This window comes from Streptomyces griseoviridis (assembly GCF_005222485.1).
Lineage (GTDB): Bacteria > Actinomycetota > Actinomycetes > Streptomycetales > Streptomycetaceae > Streptomyces > Streptomyces hintoniae.
This window is the reverse complement of the sequence record NZ_CP029078.1, coordinates 8,151,726-8,168,661: the sequence shown is the minus strand read 5'-3', so window position 1 is coordinate 8,168,661 and position 16,936 is coordinate 8,151,726. Positions and strand designations below refer to the sequence as shown.

The 16,936-nt window shown below is 71.1% G+C and carries 17 protein-coding genes; 9 read left to right on the top strand and 8 right to left on the bottom strand.

The genetic code is table 11. From position 1 onward, the window contains the following. The first annotated feature begins 385 nt into the window (after nucleotides 1-385). Nucleotides 386-652, top strand: coding sequence for a GlsB/YeaQ/YmgE family stress response membrane protein (locus tag DDJ31_RS35255; protein ID WP_127176353.1), 267 nt, complete (start codon nucleotides 386-388; stop codon nucleotides 650-652). A gap of 22 nt (nucleotides 653-674) precedes the next feature. On the opposite strand, the gene DDJ31_RS35250 is transcribed toward DDJ31_RS35255, so the two are convergent. The 5 genes from DDJ31_RS35250 to DDJ31_RS35230 form a co-directional block, all read right to left on the bottom strand. Next, a complete protein-coding gene (locus DDJ31_RS35250) occupies nucleotides 675-1,259 on the bottom strand; it encodes a TerD family protein (protein WP_127176354.1) in 585 nt (194 codons plus the stop codon). A 103-nt stretch (nucleotides 1,260-1,362) separates the two neighbouring features. Further along, a complete protein-coding gene (locus DDJ31_RS35245) occupies nucleotides 1,363-2,004 on the bottom strand; it encodes a hypothetical protein (protein WP_127176355.1) in 642 nt (213 codons plus the stop codon). Nucleotides 2,005-2,199: 195 nt separating this feature from the next. Next, nucleotides 2,200-2,781, bottom strand: coding sequence for a hypothetical protein (locus tag DDJ31_RS35240; protein ID WP_127176356.1), 582 nt, complete (start codon nucleotides 2,779-2,781; stop codon nucleotides 2,200-2,202). A gap of 367 nt (nucleotides 2,782-3,148) precedes the next feature. Further along, entirely contained in the window at nucleotides 3,149-3,337 is a 189-nt protein-coding gene (locus tag DDJ31_RS35235) for an antitoxin (protein WP_127176357.1), read from the bottom strand. A 98-nt stretch (nucleotides 3,338-3,435) separates the two neighbouring features. Beyond that, the gene (locus tag DDJ31_RS35230) at nucleotides 3,436-4,110 is read right to left on the bottom strand and encodes an alpha/beta hydrolase (protein WP_127176358.1); all 675 of its coding nucleotides are present in this window, start codon (nucleotides 4,108-4,110) and stop codon (nucleotides 3,436-3,438) included. Between the two features lie 567 nt (nucleotides 4,111-4,677). On the opposite strand from DDJ31_RS35230, the gene DDJ31_RS35225 reads away from it, so the two are divergent. From DDJ31_RS35225 to DDJ31_RS35215, 3 genes are all read left to right on the top strand, one after another. Further along, complete coding sequence (locus tag DDJ31_RS35225; protein ID WP_431026687.1) at nucleotides 4,678-6,231, top strand: DUF4331 domain-containing protein; 1,554 nt, start codon at nucleotides 4,678-4,680, stop codon at nucleotides 6,229-6,231. 135 nt (nucleotides 6,232-6,366) lie between these two features. Continuing rightward, entirely contained in the window at nucleotides 6,367-7,731 is a 1,365-nt protein-coding gene (locus DDJ31_RS35220) for a tetratricopeptide repeat protein (protein ID WP_127176359.1), read from the top strand. Then, nucleotides 7,728-9,452, top strand: a complete 1,725-nt coding sequence (locus tag DDJ31_RS35215; RefSeq protein WP_171480944.1) for a nickel transporter — start codon at nucleotides 7,728-7,730, stop codon at nucleotides 9,450-9,452. The genes DDJ31_RS35220 and DDJ31_RS35215 overlap by 4 nt, the downstream gene beginning before the upstream one ends. On the opposite strand, the gene DDJ31_RS35210 is transcribed toward DDJ31_RS35215, so the two are convergent. Beyond that, nucleotides 9,424-10,170, bottom strand: coding sequence for a TetR/AcrR family transcriptional regulator (locus tag DDJ31_RS35210; protein WP_164784827.1), 747 nt, complete (start codon nucleotides 10,168-10,170; stop codon nucleotides 9,424-9,426). The genes DDJ31_RS35215 and DDJ31_RS35210 overlap by 29 nt on opposite strands. Before the next feature lie 97 nt (nucleotides 10,171-10,267). Here DDJ31_RS35210 and DDJ31_RS35205 point away from each other — a divergent pair, with 97 nt between their 5' ends. Genes DDJ31_RS35205 through DDJ31_RS35195 form a run of 3 tightly spaced genes read left to right on the top strand, consistent with a single transcriptional unit; the run spans nucleotide 10,268 to nucleotide 12,741 of the window. After that, complete coding sequence (locus DDJ31_RS35205) at nucleotides 10,268-11,374, top strand: hypothetical protein (RefSeq protein ID WP_127176361.1); 1,107 nt, start codon at nucleotides 10,268-10,270, stop codon at nucleotides 11,372-11,374. Nucleotides 11,375-11,386: 12 nt separating this feature from the next. Continuing rightward, complete coding sequence (locus tag DDJ31_RS35200) at nucleotides 11,387-11,947, top strand: ester cyclase (protein WP_127176362.1); 561 nt, start codon at nucleotides 11,387-11,389, stop codon at nucleotides 11,945-11,947. After that, nucleotides 11,944-12,741, top strand: coding sequence for an MBL fold metallo-hydrolase (locus DDJ31_RS35195; protein WP_127176363.1), 798 nt, complete (start codon nucleotides 11,944-11,946; stop codon nucleotides 12,739-12,741). The genes DDJ31_RS35200 and DDJ31_RS35195 overlap by 4 nt, the downstream gene beginning before the upstream one ends. On the opposite strand, the gene hypB is transcribed toward DDJ31_RS35195, so the two are convergent. After that, complete coding sequence (gene hypB / locus DDJ31_RS35190) at nucleotides 12,738-13,442, bottom strand: hydrogenase nickel incorporation protein HypB (RefSeq protein ID WP_240677969.1); 705 nt, start codon at nucleotides 13,440-13,442, stop codon at nucleotides 12,738-12,740. The two genes, DDJ31_RS35195 and hypB, sit on opposite strands and share 4 nt — an antisense overlap. 67 nt (nucleotides 13,443-13,509) lie before the next feature. Continuing rightward, nucleotides 13,510-13,839, bottom strand: a complete 330-nt coding sequence (locus DDJ31_RS35185; protein ID WP_127176365.1) for a hydrogenase maturation nickel metallochaperone HypA/HybF — start codon at nucleotides 13,837-13,839, stop codon at nucleotides 13,510-13,512. Nucleotides 13,840-14,023: 184 nt separating this feature from the next. Here DDJ31_RS35185 and DDJ31_RS35180 point away from each other — a divergent pair, with 184 nt between their 5' ends. Continuing rightward, nucleotides 14,024-15,079 (top strand): hydrogenase expression protein HypE, encoded by a 1,056-nt coding sequence (locus DDJ31_RS35180; protein ID WP_127176366.1) that lies wholly within the window; start codon nucleotides 14,024-14,026, stop codon nucleotides 15,077-15,079. Nucleotides 15,080-15,162: 83 nt separating this feature from the next. Next, nucleotides 15,163-16,935: a nickel-dependent hydrogenase large subunit gene (locus DDJ31_RS35175; protein WP_127176367.1), complete on the top strand. Its 1,773-nt coding sequence runs from the start codon at nucleotides 15,163-15,165 to the stop codon at nucleotides 16,933-16,935. Nucleotide 16,936: the final 1 nt, after the last annotated feature.

Sequence of the window (16,936 nt, the reverse complement as noted above, 5' to 3'; positions counted from 1 at the left end):
GCCTGTCGGGTCGGTCCGTCGACGGGAGGCCGGGCGGGCACGGCGGTGCACAGGCGGGCGGAACCGGGGGGCTCCTGCCGGATTGCGTAGTTGCGCAATCTAACAAGGCCATGGCCCGCGCAGCAGTGCCGGGACCTCGATTCACAGGTGAGACATGTCATGAAACCCACAGGTCCCGCGACCCGTCGGACCCCGCGCCCCGGGTCCGCCGCGCCCTCGTCGAATGTCCCGATCGAGTGACAGAACCTCAACGGGTCGCCCGCGAGAAGCGGCGGGCTCTCGTCAACCCGGCCCTATATTCCTAGAATTGCGCAAGCAAGCAAGACGAGGCCCGGCGGGGTCCCAGGGACCGCGCCGGGCCCGAACCGACTGGAGGAACAACGACGTGGGCATCATCAGCTGGATCATCCTCGGACTGCTCGCCGGGGCCATCGCGAAGATCCTGCTGCCCGGCCGCGACCCGGGCGGCCTCATCGGCACCACCCTCATCGGCATAGCCGGCGCGTTCGTCGGCGGCTGGCTCTCCGCCCACTTCTTCCACCGCTCGTTCGAGAAGAACTTCTTCGACCTCTACACCTGGGGTGCGGCGATCGGCGGCTCGCTGGTCCTGCTCGTCCTGTACCGGGTGCTGTTCGGCAACTCGCGCGACTGAACCGCTCGTCACCGCGTCCCGGTCAGAGGTGGCCGGAGATGACGGGCAGCAGGTCCTGGAAGGTCCGCCCCGAGGCGGGTTCGCCGATGGCCTTCAACTCCCATCCGCGGCCCGCCCGGTACAGCTTGGCCATGATCTGCGCGGTGGAGGTGCCGCCGCCGCTGAGCGTGTAGCGCGCCAGTTCCTGCCCGTTGGTCTCGTCGACCAGCCGGCAGAAGGCGTTCTGGACCTCGGCGAAGGTCTGCCCGGTGAACGAGTTCACGGTGAAGACGATCTGGTCGATGTGCGCGGGGACCCGGCCGAGGTCGACGAGCACGACCTCGTCGTCCGCGCCCGCCCCCGCGCCGCCGGTGAGGTTGTCGCCCAGGTGCCGCACCGACCCGTCGTCGCTGACCAGGTGCTGGAAGAAGACCACGTCGGCCAGTTGCCCGCCCGCGAAGAGCAGCGCGGAGGCGTCGAGGTCGATCTCCCGGGGGCCCGCGAGCTTGGCCAGGAAGCCCTTGCGCTGCGCGGCCTGCCAGCCGAGCCCCATCCGGACGGCGGTCAGCTCACCGCCGTCGGACTTGCTCAGGCTGATCTGCTGGCCCTTGTTCAGGTTGACGGACATGGTGTCTCCCTCTCTCTGGCGTTCTCTGGCTCTCACTGACGTACTTCGGCTCTCACTGGCTCTCTCAGCTCGCACTCCGTGCGGCCGGGGCCCGTCGTCCGGATCACGCGACGGTACGCGGGTCCTGGTCCGGAGCGGGTGTGTCGGGCAGGTGGCGTCTCAGATACGGCCGCAGGCCCCGTTCGAGGAGCGCCCGCCGCCATCGCTGCCTGGCCGCCTCCGCGTCGGCGGCGTCGGCAACGGTCGACCGTCGCGGCCGACGCGGTCCCTGCCCGCGGACGGCCGTCACCAGCAGCGCCAGCAGGCCGGCGGCGGCGGTCACCGCGGCGAACCCGGTCAGCAGCCACCCCGCCGTGCGGACCGAGGCGGCGAACTCGGGGGCCAGGCCCCACAGGCCCACCCCGTACCCGATCAGCAGCAGGACGACGCCGGCCGCGGCCGACACCGACGGCGCGAGCACGGCCAGCAGGAGCCAGCCGGTGGAACCGGCGGAACCGGCGGAACCGGCGGACGAGCGCGGTTCCCGCGCGGTCGCACGGACGGCAAGGTAGACGCGGTACTCCTCGTCGGCCGCCGCCGCTATCTCGTCGGCCGCCGCCAGCGCGCGGGCCCGCAGCCGCAGAGCGGACTCGCCGCTGGGATCGGCGCGCAGCGCGTCCCGGACGTCCCTGTCGTCCAGGGCCCGGTGCAGCAGGTCGACGAAGTCGGCCCGATCCTGCGGCCAGATCCCGGACGTGGTGGGCAAGCCCGCCTCCTGACCTGCGCGGACCTCCGCGCGATGCGGCACTCCCGTGGAGTGCTTGGGCGTGTGCGGAACCGGGGGCACGGCCCGCACACGGGCTCCGGACGGACCACGGACCCGAGCTGAAATCTACAACACTGTAGAAGTAACGGGAGGGACGGGAGAGCGGAACGGAACGGCGGGTGGCCGAGAACCCCCTTATCGAACGACGGTTCCGTGCGGGAGTGCCTCGTCACCGGGGAGGGGGGTGTCGCCCGGCAGCGGCGGGCCCTCGATCCTGCGGAGCAGGAAGGACTCCAACGCCGCTTCCAGCAGCGCCGGTTCACTGTCGGACGGGTGTCCCGCCGTCGGGTCGGCGACCGCTCCGGACCGGTCGGGCTCGTCGTCGCGGCGGGTGCCCGCGTCGACCAGGAGCCAGATGAAGTCGCCCACGGCCGCGCCGACGGCCACCGCGCAGATGAGCACCCCGGCCATGATCAGGCCGTCGCCGACGTAGGGCCGGCCGCCGAGGGAGCGCACGCCGTACCCCGACAGCAGCAGGACGAGCCCGGCCAGGGCCGACAGCCGGGGCGCGAGGAGCGAGGTCTCCGCGCGTTCGGCGCGGACCGCCGCCATGATCTCGCCGCGCGCCTGCCGCGCGCCGCTGCGCAACTCCTCGTGGCAGACGGTGCCCGGACGCCGCGCGAGGGCCTCCGTGACCCGGTCGAGGCCCAGCGCCCGGTCGAGCGCCCGCTCGAACACCGCGCCGGACTCCGCCTCCGCGCCGCCCGCATCCGTCATCCGTCGTCCCCCGACACTTGAAGATCCTGCCGCCCGAGAACCGGCCGCCACGCCCGCGGTGGAGTCGCGAGTCTAATAGTTGGGGAGTTGCGCAAGCGTCAAAGCGAGGGGCGCCGGTGGCCGAGCCGCGTCGGGCCCGCGGCGGTCGCCCGTCCGGCCGGGCTGCCGGGACGGGCGACAACTCCCGTCCGGGCAGCGGAAGTCGGTCCGGAATTCGACGCTCGGGCCGGGCGTCCCGGTCCGGCGCGCGGGTGTACTCGCCGGGCGGCACCTCCACGGCAGCACGGCCCGCCCGGAGCGAGGCCCGTGACAGGACCGGGCCCGTGGGGAATCGCACCCCCACGGGCCCGGACGGCGGTCCTGAGTCCTACCGCTGATCGTCGGTGGGCGGACGGTTGCCGATCTGGTCGTCGAGCTTCTGCTGCACCGAGTCGACCTGGCTCTGGTACTTGTTGCCCGTCCTGGAGTCGAACGCGTCACCGGCCTTGTCGACCCCTTGGCGGGCCTGGTCCTCGTGTCCCTTGAGCATGCCCTTGAGCTTGTCGAGCATCGACATAACCAGCCTCCTCGCGAATGCCTGTCCCTGCCAGGATGACCAGGTTTCTCCCCTGCCGCATCCCGGCTCCCGCGCACGCCACGGCCACCGGCGCCGGACTACCGCCCGACCGCCGGGGCCGCGAGGAGCGCCGCGACGGCATCGCCCGTGGTGCGGTGCCAGTGGCCGCCGCGCCGCAGCATCGCGTGGTCACCGCCCGCCACCAGCTCGGACCTGGCCCGCGCGCCGGCCGCGCGGGCCAGGTCGGCGAAGGCCGTCGACGCACGCGGGTCGGTGATCCGGTCGCGGTCGCCGTGCAGGACGACGACGTCCTTGTTCCGCAGATGCGCCACCGGCTCGCCGTCCGGACACCAGGGCGCCAGCGTGATCACGGCCCTGACCTGGGGCGCGACGGCGGCACGCAGGGCCGCGCGGCCACCCATCGAGTGACCGACGAGCACGGTCGGGACGTCTCCGTACCGGCTTGCCAGCTCGGCCAGCGCCCGCCGGGTGTCGTGCAGCGGATCGGCGTCCCGGCCGTTCCAGCCCCGCAGCCGGTAGCGGACCTCGCCGAGGAGGACGTCGTCCGGGGCGACGGCGGCGACGGCCCGGACGAAGGGCCGCATCCGCAGGGCCGCCAGATGCCAGGGGCGCGAGGGCGCCCGGCTGTCGGCCCTGCCGCCGTGCAGGAACAGCACGGCGGCCCGGGGCGCGGCCGGGGCCCGGCGGGTCACCAGCGCGGTCCCGGGTCCGCCGACCGACCCCGTCGGCGACGCCTGCTCATGCCGTGCCATCCGTGTTCCCCTCTCCGCCGCGCGCCCGCTCCCCGCGGACTTCCGATCACCGGTCACCGGGTGATCCGTAGCGGCCCGTCGAACGGATTGGTCGCGCGTCCGCCGAACGGCCCGGCGCGCGAGTGGGGCGCGGATCGGGCGGGTGTGCCGGTGTCACGCAACCCCGCCCACCAGTGGTCCGCAATTCTTGACTTCTCGAATGGGATGAGAATTCGTCAGTCGTTATCCGTGACATGGCCGATTGCGGATTGGCCGCCGTCCCTCAGTTCGCTCGTGTGGGTGAAGAAGTGGTCCGGACGGACCACATCACGGCGTTCCGGCGCGACCCGGCCGTTCCGGAACGGCACTTCGGGCAGGGATTTCCCACCCACACTCCACCGTTCGAGTGGCGTGGGGGAAGCTGTTCACCCTCCAGGGAGAAACCATTCTTCTCCATTCCGACCTGCACGTATTCCGCCCGTCGAATCGTCGCGATATTTTTTCGGGCGCGCCAAAAGCTGGGAAATACCGGCCGGCTCATGCTTCTCTTCCCCTTGCCTTCCCTCGACCTCAAGGAGAAAGAAAAGCGTGAAAAAGTCCTCGGCGCGTTCCAAGCGCCTCCTGGATCACTCGCTGCTGGTGCTGGGCGCCACCGCGATGGCCGGTGCCCTCGGCGCCGTGACGCTCGCCCCCGGCGTCAGCTCCGCCTCCAGCCACCGCGAGGCGCCGCTCATCGCGGGCGACCCCCGGGCGGACAACACGGACGTCTACGCGTTCACCAGCCCCGACAAGTCCGACACCGTGACCCTGGTGGCGAACTGGATCCCCTTCGAGGAGCCCAACGGCGGCCCGAACTTCTACTCCTTCGCGGACGACGCCCGCTACCACATCAAGATCGACAACGATGGTGACGGCACCGCCGACACCACGCTGACCTGGCGGTTCCGCACCACCGTCCGGGACGCGGCCAACCAGTTCCTGTACAACACCGGACCCGTCAGGTCGCTCGACGACCCGAACCTCAACGTCCGCCAGTCGTACGACCTCACGGCCACCAGGAACGGCCGCACCACCGTCCTGGCCCGCAACGCCCCGGTCGCCCCTTCGCGCACCGGGGTGGCCTCGATGCCCGACTACGCGACGCTGCGCGGCCAGGCCGTGCGCCCGCTGCAAGTGGCGGGGGGCGGCAAGGCGTTCGCCGGGCAGGCCGACGACTCGTTCTTCGCCGACCTGCGGGTGTTCGACCTGCTCTACGGCGGCAACCTCTCCGAGCGCGGCCAGGACACGCTGGCCGGCTACAACGTCAACTCCGTCGCCCTCCAGTTGCCGAAGAAATTCCTGGCGCTGCGCGGCGACACGGCGCGCAACCCGGTGATCGGCGTCTGGTCGACGACCGAGCGGAACGGCGTCGACGTCTCCGACTCGCGCAAGGCCCGCGGCTGGCGGCAGGTGTCCCGGCTGGGCAACCCGCTGGTCAACGAGGTCGTCGTACCGCTGAAGTACAAGGACGCCTTCAACACCCTCAACCCGTCCCAGGACCACACCGTGAAACCGGTCGTGGACAAGGTGTACGACCCGATCCTGCCGAAGCTCATCCAGAAGGTGTACGGGATCCCGGCCCCCGCCACACCGCGCGACGACCTCGCGGAGATCTACCTCACCGGCATCTGCAAGGCCTGCGGGCCGATCAAGGCCGACCTCAACGCCCAGCGTCTCAACAAGGACGCCGCCGTGCGCCGGATCGTGCCGGCCGAGGAACTGCGCCTGAACATGGCCGTGCCCCCGGCCGCGCACCCCAACCGCCTCGGGGTGCTCGCCGGTGACCTGGCCGGGTTCCCCAACGGCCGCCGCCTGACGGACGACGTGCTCGACATCTCCCTCCAGGCCGTCGAAGGCGCCGCGCAGAGCGGCACGTTGGTGCCCGCGCTCGCCGAGGGCGACAAGGTGAACGCCAACGACGTGCCGTTCGGGCGGTCGTTCCCGTACCTGGCGCTGCCGCACGTCAAGGACGTCAACACGGCGGGCTCCAGGGCCGTCGAGCAGTCGTCCGCGCGGACGAACGCCTCCGTCGCCTTCGGTGGTGCCGGTGCCCTGCTGCTCGGTGCGGGCGGATGGCGTCTGCGCCGCCGCAAGCGGGCCTGACGGCCACGCGCGCCGACTGATCCGCGACCACCACGCCGGCAGGGCGGCGGTCGGGGCGGGTCGGGTGACGGACCTCCCGGCCGTCGTCCGGCTCGCCCCCGGCCGCCCTCGGCGCCGCAGGAACTGGACCCCGTCATGCACCTTCCCCGCAGTACCTCGCCCTCGGCCGGCTCCGACCAGGACCGGTCTGGTCGGAGCCGCCGTACCCGCCGCACCCTGGTCGTCCTGGGGCTCGGCACCGCGATGTTCACCGCAGGCGCGCTGGGCCTCGCGCCGGGACCCGGCGGTTCGACGCCGGACGGAAGCGCCCGCCCGTCGCCGGCGAGAGCCGAGGCGGGTTCGGTCGCGGCGCTCCAGGAACACGTCCGCCGACTGCCCCAGGACGCCCCGGGCTGGGCCGCGTTGGGGATGGCGTACGTCCAGCAGGCCCGCGTCACCGCCGACCCCGCCACCTACCGGCGGGCCGAACAGGCCCTGCGCGTCTCGCTGGAGAGGGAACCGAAGGGGAACACCGACGCCGAGACCGGCATGGGCGCCCTTGAGGCCGCCCGCCACGACTTCGGGGCCTCGCTCGCCTGGGCCAGGCGGGCGGTCTCGGACGCGCCCTACAGCTCCCTCGCCCACGGGGTCCTCGCCGACGCGTACACCCAACTCGGGCGATACGAGGAGGCGTTCGCGGCGGTGCAGCGCATGAGCGATCTGAAGCCGGACGCGCCGGCCCTCGCCCGCGCCTCCTACACCTTCGAGCTGCGCGGCGACACCGGACAGGCCACCGCGCTGATGGAACGCTCCCTCGACGCCTCCGGCACCCCCGCCGAACGGGCCTTCGCCCGCGCCCACTTGTCCCTGCTGGCCACCGAGAGCGGCCGTCCCGGTACCGGCCTGCGCCAGGCCGACCGCGGACTGCGCGAACTGCCGGGTGACGCTGCCCTGTTGGAAGCGCGGGGCCGGGCCCACCAGGGGCTCGGACACACCGCGCGCGCCCTGGACGACTACACGGCCGCCGTGGCCGTCGCGCCGCTGCCCGGCCGTCTCCTGGCCCTCGGGGAGCTGCGCGAGTCGCTGGGCGACACGCGCGCGGCGCGTCAGCAGTACGCCGTGCTGCGCGCCCAGGACCAGGTGCGCCGCGCCGGGCGGAGACCGGCGGACGTCGACGAGATCCTCTTCGCGGCCGACCACGGCCGCCCCGCCGACGCCGTCGCGCTCGGCCGACAGGCGGTGCGGGCACGGCCGTTCCTCGCCGTGCACGACGCCTACGGCTGGGCCCTGCACCGGGCCGGACGCGACCGCGAGGCCCTCGCGGAAGCCGACCTGGCCCTCGCGCTCGGCACCCGCAGCGCCCTCTTCCTGTACCACCGCGGCATGATCCACCAGGCCCTCGGCGAACCGGCTGCCGCCCGCGCCGACCTCGGCTCGGCCCTGCGCCTCGACCCGCGCTTCCATCCCCTGCACGCCCCTCGCACCCGCGCCGCCCTCACCCGAATCGACGCCACCCCATGACACCCACGGTCCCCGTCTCCCGTCGCCGCGCGGCCTCGTGGAGCGCGACGCTCCTGCTGCCGGCCCTCGCCGCCCTGGCCTGCGCCGGGCCCGCCGCCGCCCATCCGCTCGGCGACTTCACCGTGAACCACGCCACGAGCCTCACCCTGCGCCCTGACCGGATCGACGCGACGATCGTCGTGGACCGCGCGGAGATCGCGGCCGCGCAGGAGCAGGACGCCGTCGACAGCGACCACGACGGACAGGTCGACGCCGGGGAACGCGCCGCCTACGCCACCCGCTCCTGCCACCGGCTGGCCGACGAGCTGCGGACCCGCGCGGACGGCGTACCGCTCCGCTGGCGCGACACATCCGGCGCCTTCGACTACCGGCCGGGCCAGGCCGGACTCCGTACCAGCCTGCTGACCTGCCATCTCACCACCCGGGTCGACCTCACCCGGCGCGCCGCGATCACCCTCGACACCGGGTACGACATGCGCCGGATCGGCTGGCACGAGATCACCGCCCGAGGCGCCGGCCTCACTCTGGCGGAGTCGGACGTGCCGTCCGTGTCCCGCACCCAGGAGTTGCGCCACTATCCCCGCGACCCGCTCGCCGCCCCGCTCGACCAGCGCGCGGCGCGGCTCACCACGGCCCCGGGAGCGAACACGTCGGCCGTGTCAACGAGTGTCCCGTCGACGGGAGTCGGCCCGGTGACGGCCGTCCTGGACACGGTGTCCGGGTACTTCGACCGGCTGGTCGGGGCGCGTCGGCTCACGCTGCCCATCGGGTTCCTCGCCCTGCTGCTCGCGGTCGTCCTGGGCGCCTCGCACGCGGTGCTGCCGGGGCACGGCAAGACCCTCATGGCCGCCTATCTGGCGGGCCGGCGCGGCACCCGGCGGGACGCGGTGACCGTCGGCGCGACGGTCACCGTCACCCACACCGCGGGCGTCCTCGCCCTGGGCCTGGCCCTCCCGCTCGCCACCCATCTCGCGGGCGAGACGGTCCTGACCTGGCTCGGCCTGGCCAGCGGACTCCTCATCAGCGGAATCGGCCTCCGCCTGCTGCGCGACGCGGCCCGCGGAGAAACGCCGACGCGTCACCACCATCACCATCACCATGGACATGGACATGGACATGGACATGGGCGTTGGCGCGGGCACGGGCATGGGCACGGGCATCACGGTCACGGTGACCACGCGGATCACGGTCACGGGGACATCCCCGCGGGTCACCAACACCCCCTGCCCCGCGACCGATCGGCGGCACGGACGTCCCCGGCCACCAGGACCGGCCAGGCGACGGCAGGCGGCACCTCCGTGGCCGTCGCCGTCGTCCCGCCCCAGTCCCCCGCACCCGCACCCGCACCCGCACCCACTGCCCCCCATCCGCATCCGGCGTCGAAGCCGTCCGCGAGGCGGTCGAAGGCGGGGCTCATCGGGATGGGGATCGCGGGTGGGCTTGTGCCCAGCCCGTCCGCGCTGGTCGTGCTGCTGGGGGCGGTGGCGCTGGGCCGTACCGCCTTCGGTGTGCTGCTGGTCGTCGGGTACGGGCTCGGGATGGCCGGCACGCTCACCCTCGCCGGGCTCCTGCTGCTGCGGATCCAGGACCACCTCGACCGCCGCACCACCCGCCACCACGCCCTGCGCCGACGGCTGGCCCGCGCAACGCCCTTGCTGACGGCGGGCCTTGTCCTGGCGGTCGGGCTCGGTCTCAGTCTCCAGGCGGCAACGGGTCTGTGACGGCGGCGCCCCGCCCGGTCCTCTCGATCCTCGTCGTCACCGCGGTGACGACGAGGTCGAGGGTGTACTCGAACTCCTCGTCATGGTCGAACCGCGCGAGGTGGGGCGCGGCCTCCACCAGCGCCGGCATCCCCGAGGACTCCAGGTCCGCGCGCCGCCTGCCCTCCCTCGCGGGCCCGACCTCGCCGAAGGTGGGGCCCGCCGTCACCTCGCGCAGCAGGGTGCCGACGACGGTGGCCAGCAGGGTCCGCAGCAGACGCACCGCCTCGGCCGGCCGGCAGCCCGCGGCACGCAGCATCGACAGCAATCTCTCGGTCGGGTACAGGGCGGCAGCCGAGTCGAGTTGGCGGGTGAGGATCAGCGCCCCGGCCCGGGGGTGGGCGAGGGTGTTGGCGCGGAACGTCCGGCCCACGGCGCGCAGATCGACGTCGAGCGACCCCGTGGGTTCGGGGAACGCCAGGCCGATCAGGATGTGCTCGGCGACGGCGTCGAGCAGGTCGTCCTTGCCGTCGACGTAGTTGTAGAGGCTCTTGGCGTCCACGCCGAGGCGCCGGGCGACGGTGCGCATGCCGACGCCCTCGACGCCGTCGTCGTCGATCAGGGCGATGGTGGCCTCGACGATGGCCTCCCTGGTCAGGGTGGAGGCGCCCTTGCGGGGTCGGCCTCGGCGGGCCGGGGTTCCAGGCCCGTTCCCGGTGGGCTCCGTCTTGGTCGTCACCGCTCCATCATGCCTCAACCTTGTCAAAATCCACGGTGTGGACTATAACCGTGGCACCGAATTATCCACGGCGTGGGATTAACGAGCGGAGACCTGGATGGCGAGCTTTCCGTGGAGCGCGACGGACGTGGTCGACCTGCCGACGACCGGCACCCCCGTCGACACGCTCACCGACCTGACCCTCATACCCGGCGGGCCCGGCGCCCGGCTGGCCGCGGCCCGTTCCCAAGGGGCGGACTTCAAAAGGGAGTTCGTGACGACGGGCACGCCCGACACCGTCACCACCTGCGACCTGGTCACGCTGCCCTACCCGACGCGGTTCGGTCTCTTCCGGGCCTCGCGCGCCGTCGCGCCGTTCCTGTCGATCACCAACCGCATGCTCGTCATCCGGTGGCGGGAGACCGACGGACGCTCCCGGACCCTGCTGTTCGAGCCGAGCGACGTCGAACTCGGCAAGTACACACCGTACTTCGACCGGCTGGCGCGGCGGACGCCCGACGTCGTCGCCCGCCAGATGGTGACCGAGCACGAGACGGTCCTCGGTCATCTCGCCCGGCTCGGCATCGCGCCCGAGGACGTCGACTATCTGCTGTTCGACCATCTGCACACACAGGACCTCCGCCGCTGGGTGGGCACCACCGCCCACCAGGACGACCTGGGCGGCCGTCCCGAGGCGCTGTTCCCGAACGCCAAGGTCGTCGTGCAGCGCGACGAACTCGCCGCCATGGCGGTGCTGCACCCGCTCCAGAGGCCCTGGTACCAGCCCGACACCTACCGTGACGTGCCGCCCGGGGCGTTCCTGCCGATCGAGGGCTCGGTGCTCCTCGGCCCCGGTGTCGGCGTGGTGAAGACGCCTGGGCACGTGTTCGGCAACCAGAGCCTGGTCCTCAACACCTCGACGGGCGTCTGGGTCAGCAGCGAGAACGTCATCGCGGCCGAGTGCCTGACACCGGAGCACTCACGGCTCCCCGGGCTCACGCGGTGGAGCGGTACATGGGGGCAGGAGGTGGTCCTCAACGCCAACTCCCTGGAGACGACGGCCGATCAGTACAACTCCGTCGTCCTGGAGAAGACCCTCGCCGACCCGAGCCAGGCCGATCCGCGCTTCCTGCAGTTCTTCCCGTCGAGCGAGTTGACCGGCGCCTGGACCAATCCCGGTACGAAGCCGACGTTCAGCCATCACGCCATCACCCACACGAGCTAGCGAGCCACGACCATGAACCGCTTCGCCCTGCCGTCCGAGTCCGTGCTGCGCGCCCGCGAGAAGCTCGTCCTCGACCACTTCCACGACGAGGTCGCCCAGGACTGGGACGCCACCCTCTCCACCTTCCCGCACCCGCACTACGAGTTGATCGCGATGATGCGGGTCCACGACGGCGACGCGGAGGTGCGCGACTACTACGACGACACGCGGGTGGCGTTCCCCGACCAGAACCACGAGATCATCGCCTTCCGGCACAGCGCGGACGCCGTCATCGTCGAGTTCTGGCTGACGGGCACCCATCTGGGGCCGCTGGGCTCGATACCCGCGACCGGGGCCGCCCACCGCACCCGGATGACCGCGTACTTCGTCTTCGACGAGGACGAGAACCTCGTCACCGAACGGATCTACTTCGACCAGTTGAGCATCCTCAAGCAGCTCGTGGCCGGTGTCGACAAGCGCAGGCCGAGCGGTCTGCTGAAGCTCGCCCGGATCGTCAGGGGCGTCCTCGGGATGGCCGGCGGCGCCCCCGACCCCCGGCTCCTGGCCACCGTCCCGCCCAAGGACCTCGGGTGAGGGTCCACCACCTCAACTGCGGGACGATGCGGCTGCCTGGCGCCCGCCTGGTCTGCCACGTCCTGGCCGTGGAGACCGGCGGCGGACTGCTCCTCGTGGACACCGGGTTCGGGACCGCGGACATCGCCGAACCCGCCCGCCGGACAGGCGCGATGCGCCGTGTGGTGCGCCCCGCGTTCGACCCGCGGGAGACCGCGCTGCACCAGATAAGGGAGTTGGGGTTCCGCGCCGAGGACGTCACCCACATCGTGGCGACCCACTTCGACCTCGACCACATCGGCGGGCTCGCGGACTTCCCCGAGGCCCAGGTCCATGTGACGGCGGCGGAGGCGCGCGGGGCGCTCTCCCCGGCCACCCTGCTGGAGCGTGGACGCTACCGGCGGACCCAACTGTCGCACCGGCCACGGCTCGTGCGGCACGAGCCGACCGGGGAGCGGTGGCGCGGGTTCGCGGCGGCACGGCAACTGACCTCGGTCGACGACGGTGTGGTGCTGGTGTCGATGCCCGGCCACACCCGGGGGCACGCGGCGGTCGCGGTCGACGCGGGCGGCTACTGGGTGCTGCACTGCGGGGACACCTTCTACCACCCCGGCACCCTCGACGGGACGCCCGTACCGTGGTCGCTGCGCGTGCAGGAACGCCTGGTGGCCCATGACATACGGGAGTTGAGGAGCAGTCAGGCACGGGTCGCGGCGCTCCGCGCGGCCGGTACGGAGGAGCTGATGGTGGTGTGCTCGCACGACCCGGCCCTGTTCGAGGCGGCCCGCGCCCGCGCCGCGACGGGCGGTCGCTAGGAGCGGGCGTCCAGCCAGTCGTACCAGTCGTCCAGGCCCTCCCCGGTGGTCGCGGAGAGGGTCAGCACCCGCAGGTCCGGGTTGACCGACCGGGCGTACCTCACGCACTGGTCGGTGTCGAAGTCGACGTACGGCAGCAGGTCGACCTTGTTGATGATCACGAGGTCGGCGACGGCGAACATGTACGGGTACTTGAGCGGTTTGTCGGTGCCCTCGGTGACCGAGATGATCACCGCGCGGCTCCGTTCGCCGAGGTCGAAGAGGGCCGGGCAGACCAGGTTGCCGACGTTCTCGACCAGGACGAGCGAGCCGCCGTCGGGGGCAAGGGTGGTGAGCGCGCCCTGAACCATCTCCGCGTCGAGATGGCATCCGGCTCCGGTGTTGACCTGGACGACGGCGCCGCCCGCCCGGCGGATCCGCTCCGCGTCGAGCGTCGTCTCCTGGTCGCCCTCGATGACCGCGACCGGACGCCGCCGGCCGGTGAGGTCGCGGACGGTGCGTTCGAGGAGGGTGGTCTTGCCCGCCCCCGGCGAACTCATCAGATTGACGGCCACGATGTCCCGCTCGGCGAGCCAGGAGCGGTTGCGGGCGGCCAGTTCCTCGTTCTTGCCGAGGACCCGCTGCTCCAGGGTGATGGTCTCCCCGCCGCCCGACGGCGCGTCCCGCACCTGGTCGTGGTCGTGCGGGTGCGCGTGCGGCACGGCGATCCTCGGACCGCCGCCGCCCTCACCACGTCCGTCGTAGCAACCGCAGGTACCGCACATGTCGTCAGCCCACTCTCATCGAGACGATCTGCAGCTCCTGCCCCGACGTGATGGCCACGTCGGCACTGCCGCACGGACACAGCAATACAAGATCGGGGAGGGCGAAGTCCTTCTCACACGCCCGGCAGTGCGCTGTTCCCGGCGGCTGGTCGATTTCGAGTTGCGCGCCTTCGGCGACCGTGCCCGCGGTGGTGAGATCGAAGCAGAACCGCATGGAATCGGGAACGACGGCGGTCAGTATTCCCACCCTGATCCGTACGGTACGCACCGGCCGCCCGTCGGCCCGTTCGCAGACGGCGTCGACAATGCTCTGGGTGATTGACAGTTCATGCAATTCAGGACGCGCCTTCCCGGCTTCTCGTATTCACCCGGACGGAAGCATTCGGCCGCACGAAGGGGCCGCCGCCCGAATGAATCTCGTGTTGACAGAACAAGCGGGCGGATTCTAGATGGTAGCAATGCGAGTGATACCGCACTCGCTGGTATCGGGCGGTTCACATCCCGGAAGGCAGCGGGCCATGCCGACAGAAGCAGCGATAAAAGCGGAGAACACCCTCATCCATGTGCTGTGGATCAACGCGGGTCTGAGCTGTGACGGCGACTCGGTCGCGCTGACCGCCGCCACCCAGCCGAGCGTCGAAGAGATCGCGCTCGGTGCGCTGCCCGGCCTTCCCCAGGTCGCCATGCACTGGCCGCTCATCGATTTCGAGTGCGGCCCCACCGGCGGCGCCGACGATTTCCTGGAGTGGTTCTTCAAGGCGGACCGGGGGGAGATCGAACCGTTCGTCCTGGTCGTCGAGGGTTCGATCCCCAACGAGAAACTGCACAACGAGGGTTACTGGTCGGGCTTCGGCAACGACCCGGCGACCGGGCAGCCGATGACCACCAGCGAGTGGATCGACCGGCTGGCGCCCAAGGCCACGGCGATCGTCGCGGTCGGCACCTGCGCCACCTACGGCGGCATCCACGCCATGTCGGGCAACCCCACCGGCGCCATGGGCCTGCCCGACTACCTGGGCTGGGACTGGAAGTCCAAGGCGGGCATCCCGATCGTCTGCGTCCCCGGCTGCCCCATCCAGCCGGACAACCTCTCCGAGACGCTCACCTACCTGCTCTACATGGCCACCGACCAGGCCCCGATGATCCCCCTCGACGACGAGCTGCGCCCGACCTGGCTGTTCGGTCGCACGGTGCACGAGGGCTGCGACCGGGCCGGCTACTACGAGCAGGGCGACTTCGCGACCGAGTACGGCTCCCCCAAGTGCATCGTGAAGCTGGGCTGCTGGGGGCCGACCGTGAAATGCAACGTCCCCAAACGCGGCTGGATGAACGGCATCGGAGGCTGCCCCAATGTCGGCGGGATCTGCATCGGCTGCACGATGCCCGGATTCCCCGACAAGTTCATGCCGTTCATGGACGAGCCGCCCGGCGGAAAGCTCTCCACCAACGCCGTCGGCCTCTACGGAGCGACGATGCGGCGGCTGCGGCAGATCACCACGCACACCCTCGACACCGAACCCAAGTGGCGCAAGCGCGGCAAGGAACTGACGAGCGGCGCCACCCGCACCTGGTGACCGAGACCGGCGATCCGATCCACCGCAATTCCCCTCCACCGAACCACCTGGTAACGCACTGAGACGGAAGAAGAGGCAGCCTGATGACAGCGACGAGCCAGGGCAAGAACCAACTGGTGGAGATGGCATGGGATCCCATCACCCGAATCGTCGGGAGCCTGGGTATCTACACGAAGATCGATTTCAAGCAGAAGGTCGTCGCCGAGTGCCACAGCACCAGCTCGATCTTCCGCGGCTACTCGGTCTTCATGAAGGGCAAGGACCCGCGCGACGCCCACTTCATCACCAGTCGGATCTGCGGGATCTGCGGCGACAACCACGCCACCTGTTCCTGTTACGCGCAGAACATGGCGTACGGCGTGAAGCCGCCGCACATCGGTGAGTGGATCGTGAACCTCGGCGAGGCCGCCGAGTACATGTTCGACCACAATATCTTCCAGGAGAACCTGGTCGGGGTCGACTACTGCGAGAAGATGGTCGCCGAGACCAACCCCGGCGTCCTCGAACAGGCCAACAACACCCCCTCGCCGCACGCCGACGCCCACGGGTACCGCACCATCGGCGACATCATGCGCTCGCTGAACCCGTTCACCGGCGAGTTCTACCGCGAGGCCCTCCAGGTCAGCCGGATGACCCGGGAGATGTTCTGCCTGATGGAGGGGCGCCATGTGCACCCCTCCACGCTCTACCCGGGCGGCGTCGGCACCGTGGCGACCATCCAGCTGATGACGGACTACATCACCCGCCTCCAGCGGTACGTGGAGTTCATGAAGAAGGTCGTGCCGATGCACGACGACCTCTTCGACTTCTTCTACGAGGCGCTCCCCGGCTATGAGAAGGTCGGCAACCGCCGTATCCTGCTGGGCTGTTGGGGCTCCTTCCAGGACCCGGAGCACTGCAACTTCGCGTACAAGGACATGACCGACTGGGGTCGGAAGATGTACGTGACCCCCGGCGTCGTCGTCGACGGCAAGCTCGTCACCACCGACCTGGTGGAGATCAACCTCGGTATCCGCATCCTGCTCGGCTCGTCGTACTACAACGACTGGGACGAGCAGGAGACCTTCGTGACCCACGATCCGCTGGGCAACCCGGTCGACCGCAGGCACCCCTGGAACCAGCACACCAACCCCAAGCCGCAGAAGCGGGACCTGGACGACAAGTACAGCTGGGTGATGTCGCCGCGCTGGTTCGACGGCAAGGACTACCTCGCGCTCGACACCGGCGGCGGGCCGCTCGCGAGGCTCTGGGTCACGGCGCTGGCGGGCCTGGTCGACATCGGCTACGTCAAGGCCACCGGCAGCAGCGTGAAGATCAACCTGCCGAAGACCGCCACCCGGGGCCCGGTGGAGCTGGAGTGGCGGGTCCCGAAGTGGAGCAACACCATCGAGCGCAACCGGGCGCGCAGCTACTTCCAGGCGTACGCGGCGGCCTGCGCGCTGCACTTCGCGGAGAAGGCGCTGGTGGAGATCCGGGCCGGGCGCACCAAGACCTGGGAGAAGTTCGAGGTGCCCGAGGAGGGCGTCGGCTGCGGCTTCACCGAGGCGGTGCGCGGGGTGCTCTCGCACCACATGGTGATCAAGGACGGCAAGATCGCCAATTACCACCCGTATCCGCCCACTCCGTGGAACGCGAGCCCGCGCGACAGCTACGGGACGCCGGGACCGTACGAGGACGCGGTGCAGGGCCAGCCGATCTTCGAGGAGAACGACCGGGAGAACTTCAAGGGCATCGACATCATGCGCACGGTGCGCAGCTTCGACCCCTGCCTCCCGTGCGGGGTGCACATGTACCTCGGTGAGGGCAAGAAGCTCGAACTGCTGCACTCGCCGACGCAGTCCGCCGGCAGTGAATGAC

Coding starts and splice junctions, on each gene's coding strand:
- DDJ31_RS35230 (WP_127176358.1), bottom strand. CDS start 4,110: ATGGCACGGCATGAGCAGGCGTCGCCGACGGGGTCGGTCGGCGGACCC.
- DDJ31_RS35215 (WP_171480944.1), top strand. CDS start 7,728: ATGACACCCACGGTCCCCGTCTCCCGTCGCCGCGCGGCCTCGTGGAGC.
- DDJ31_RS35240 (WP_127176356.1), bottom strand. CDS start 2,781: ATGACGGATGCGGGCGGCGCGGAGGCGGAGTCCGGCGCGGTGTTCGAG.
- DDJ31_RS35200 (WP_127176362.1), top strand. CDS start 11,387: ATGAACCGCTTCGCCCTGCCGTCCGAGTCCGTGCTGCGCGCCCGCGAG.
- DDJ31_RS35250 (WP_127176354.1), bottom strand. CDS start 1,259: ATGTCCGTCAACCTGAACAAGGGCCAGCAGATCAGCCTGAGCAAGTCC.
- DDJ31_RS35180 (WP_127176366.1), top strand. CDS start 14,024: ATGCCGACAGAAGCAGCGATAAAAGCGGAGAACACCCTCATCCATGTG.
- DDJ31_RS35175 (WP_127176367.1), top strand. CDS start 15,163: ATGACAGCGACGAGCCAGGGCAAGAACCAACTGGTGGAGATGGCATGG.
- DDJ31_RS35235 (WP_127176357.1), bottom strand. CDS start 3,337: ATGTCGATGCTCGACAAGCTCAAGGGCATGCTCAAGGGACACGAGGAC.
- DDJ31_RS35205 (WP_127176361.1), top strand. CDS start 10,268: ATGGCGAGCTTTCCGTGGAGCGCGACGGACGTGGTCGACCTGCCGACG.
- DDJ31_RS35220 (WP_127176359.1), top strand. CDS start 6,367: ATGCACCTTCCCCGCAGTACCTCGCCCTCGGCCGGCTCCGACCAGGAC.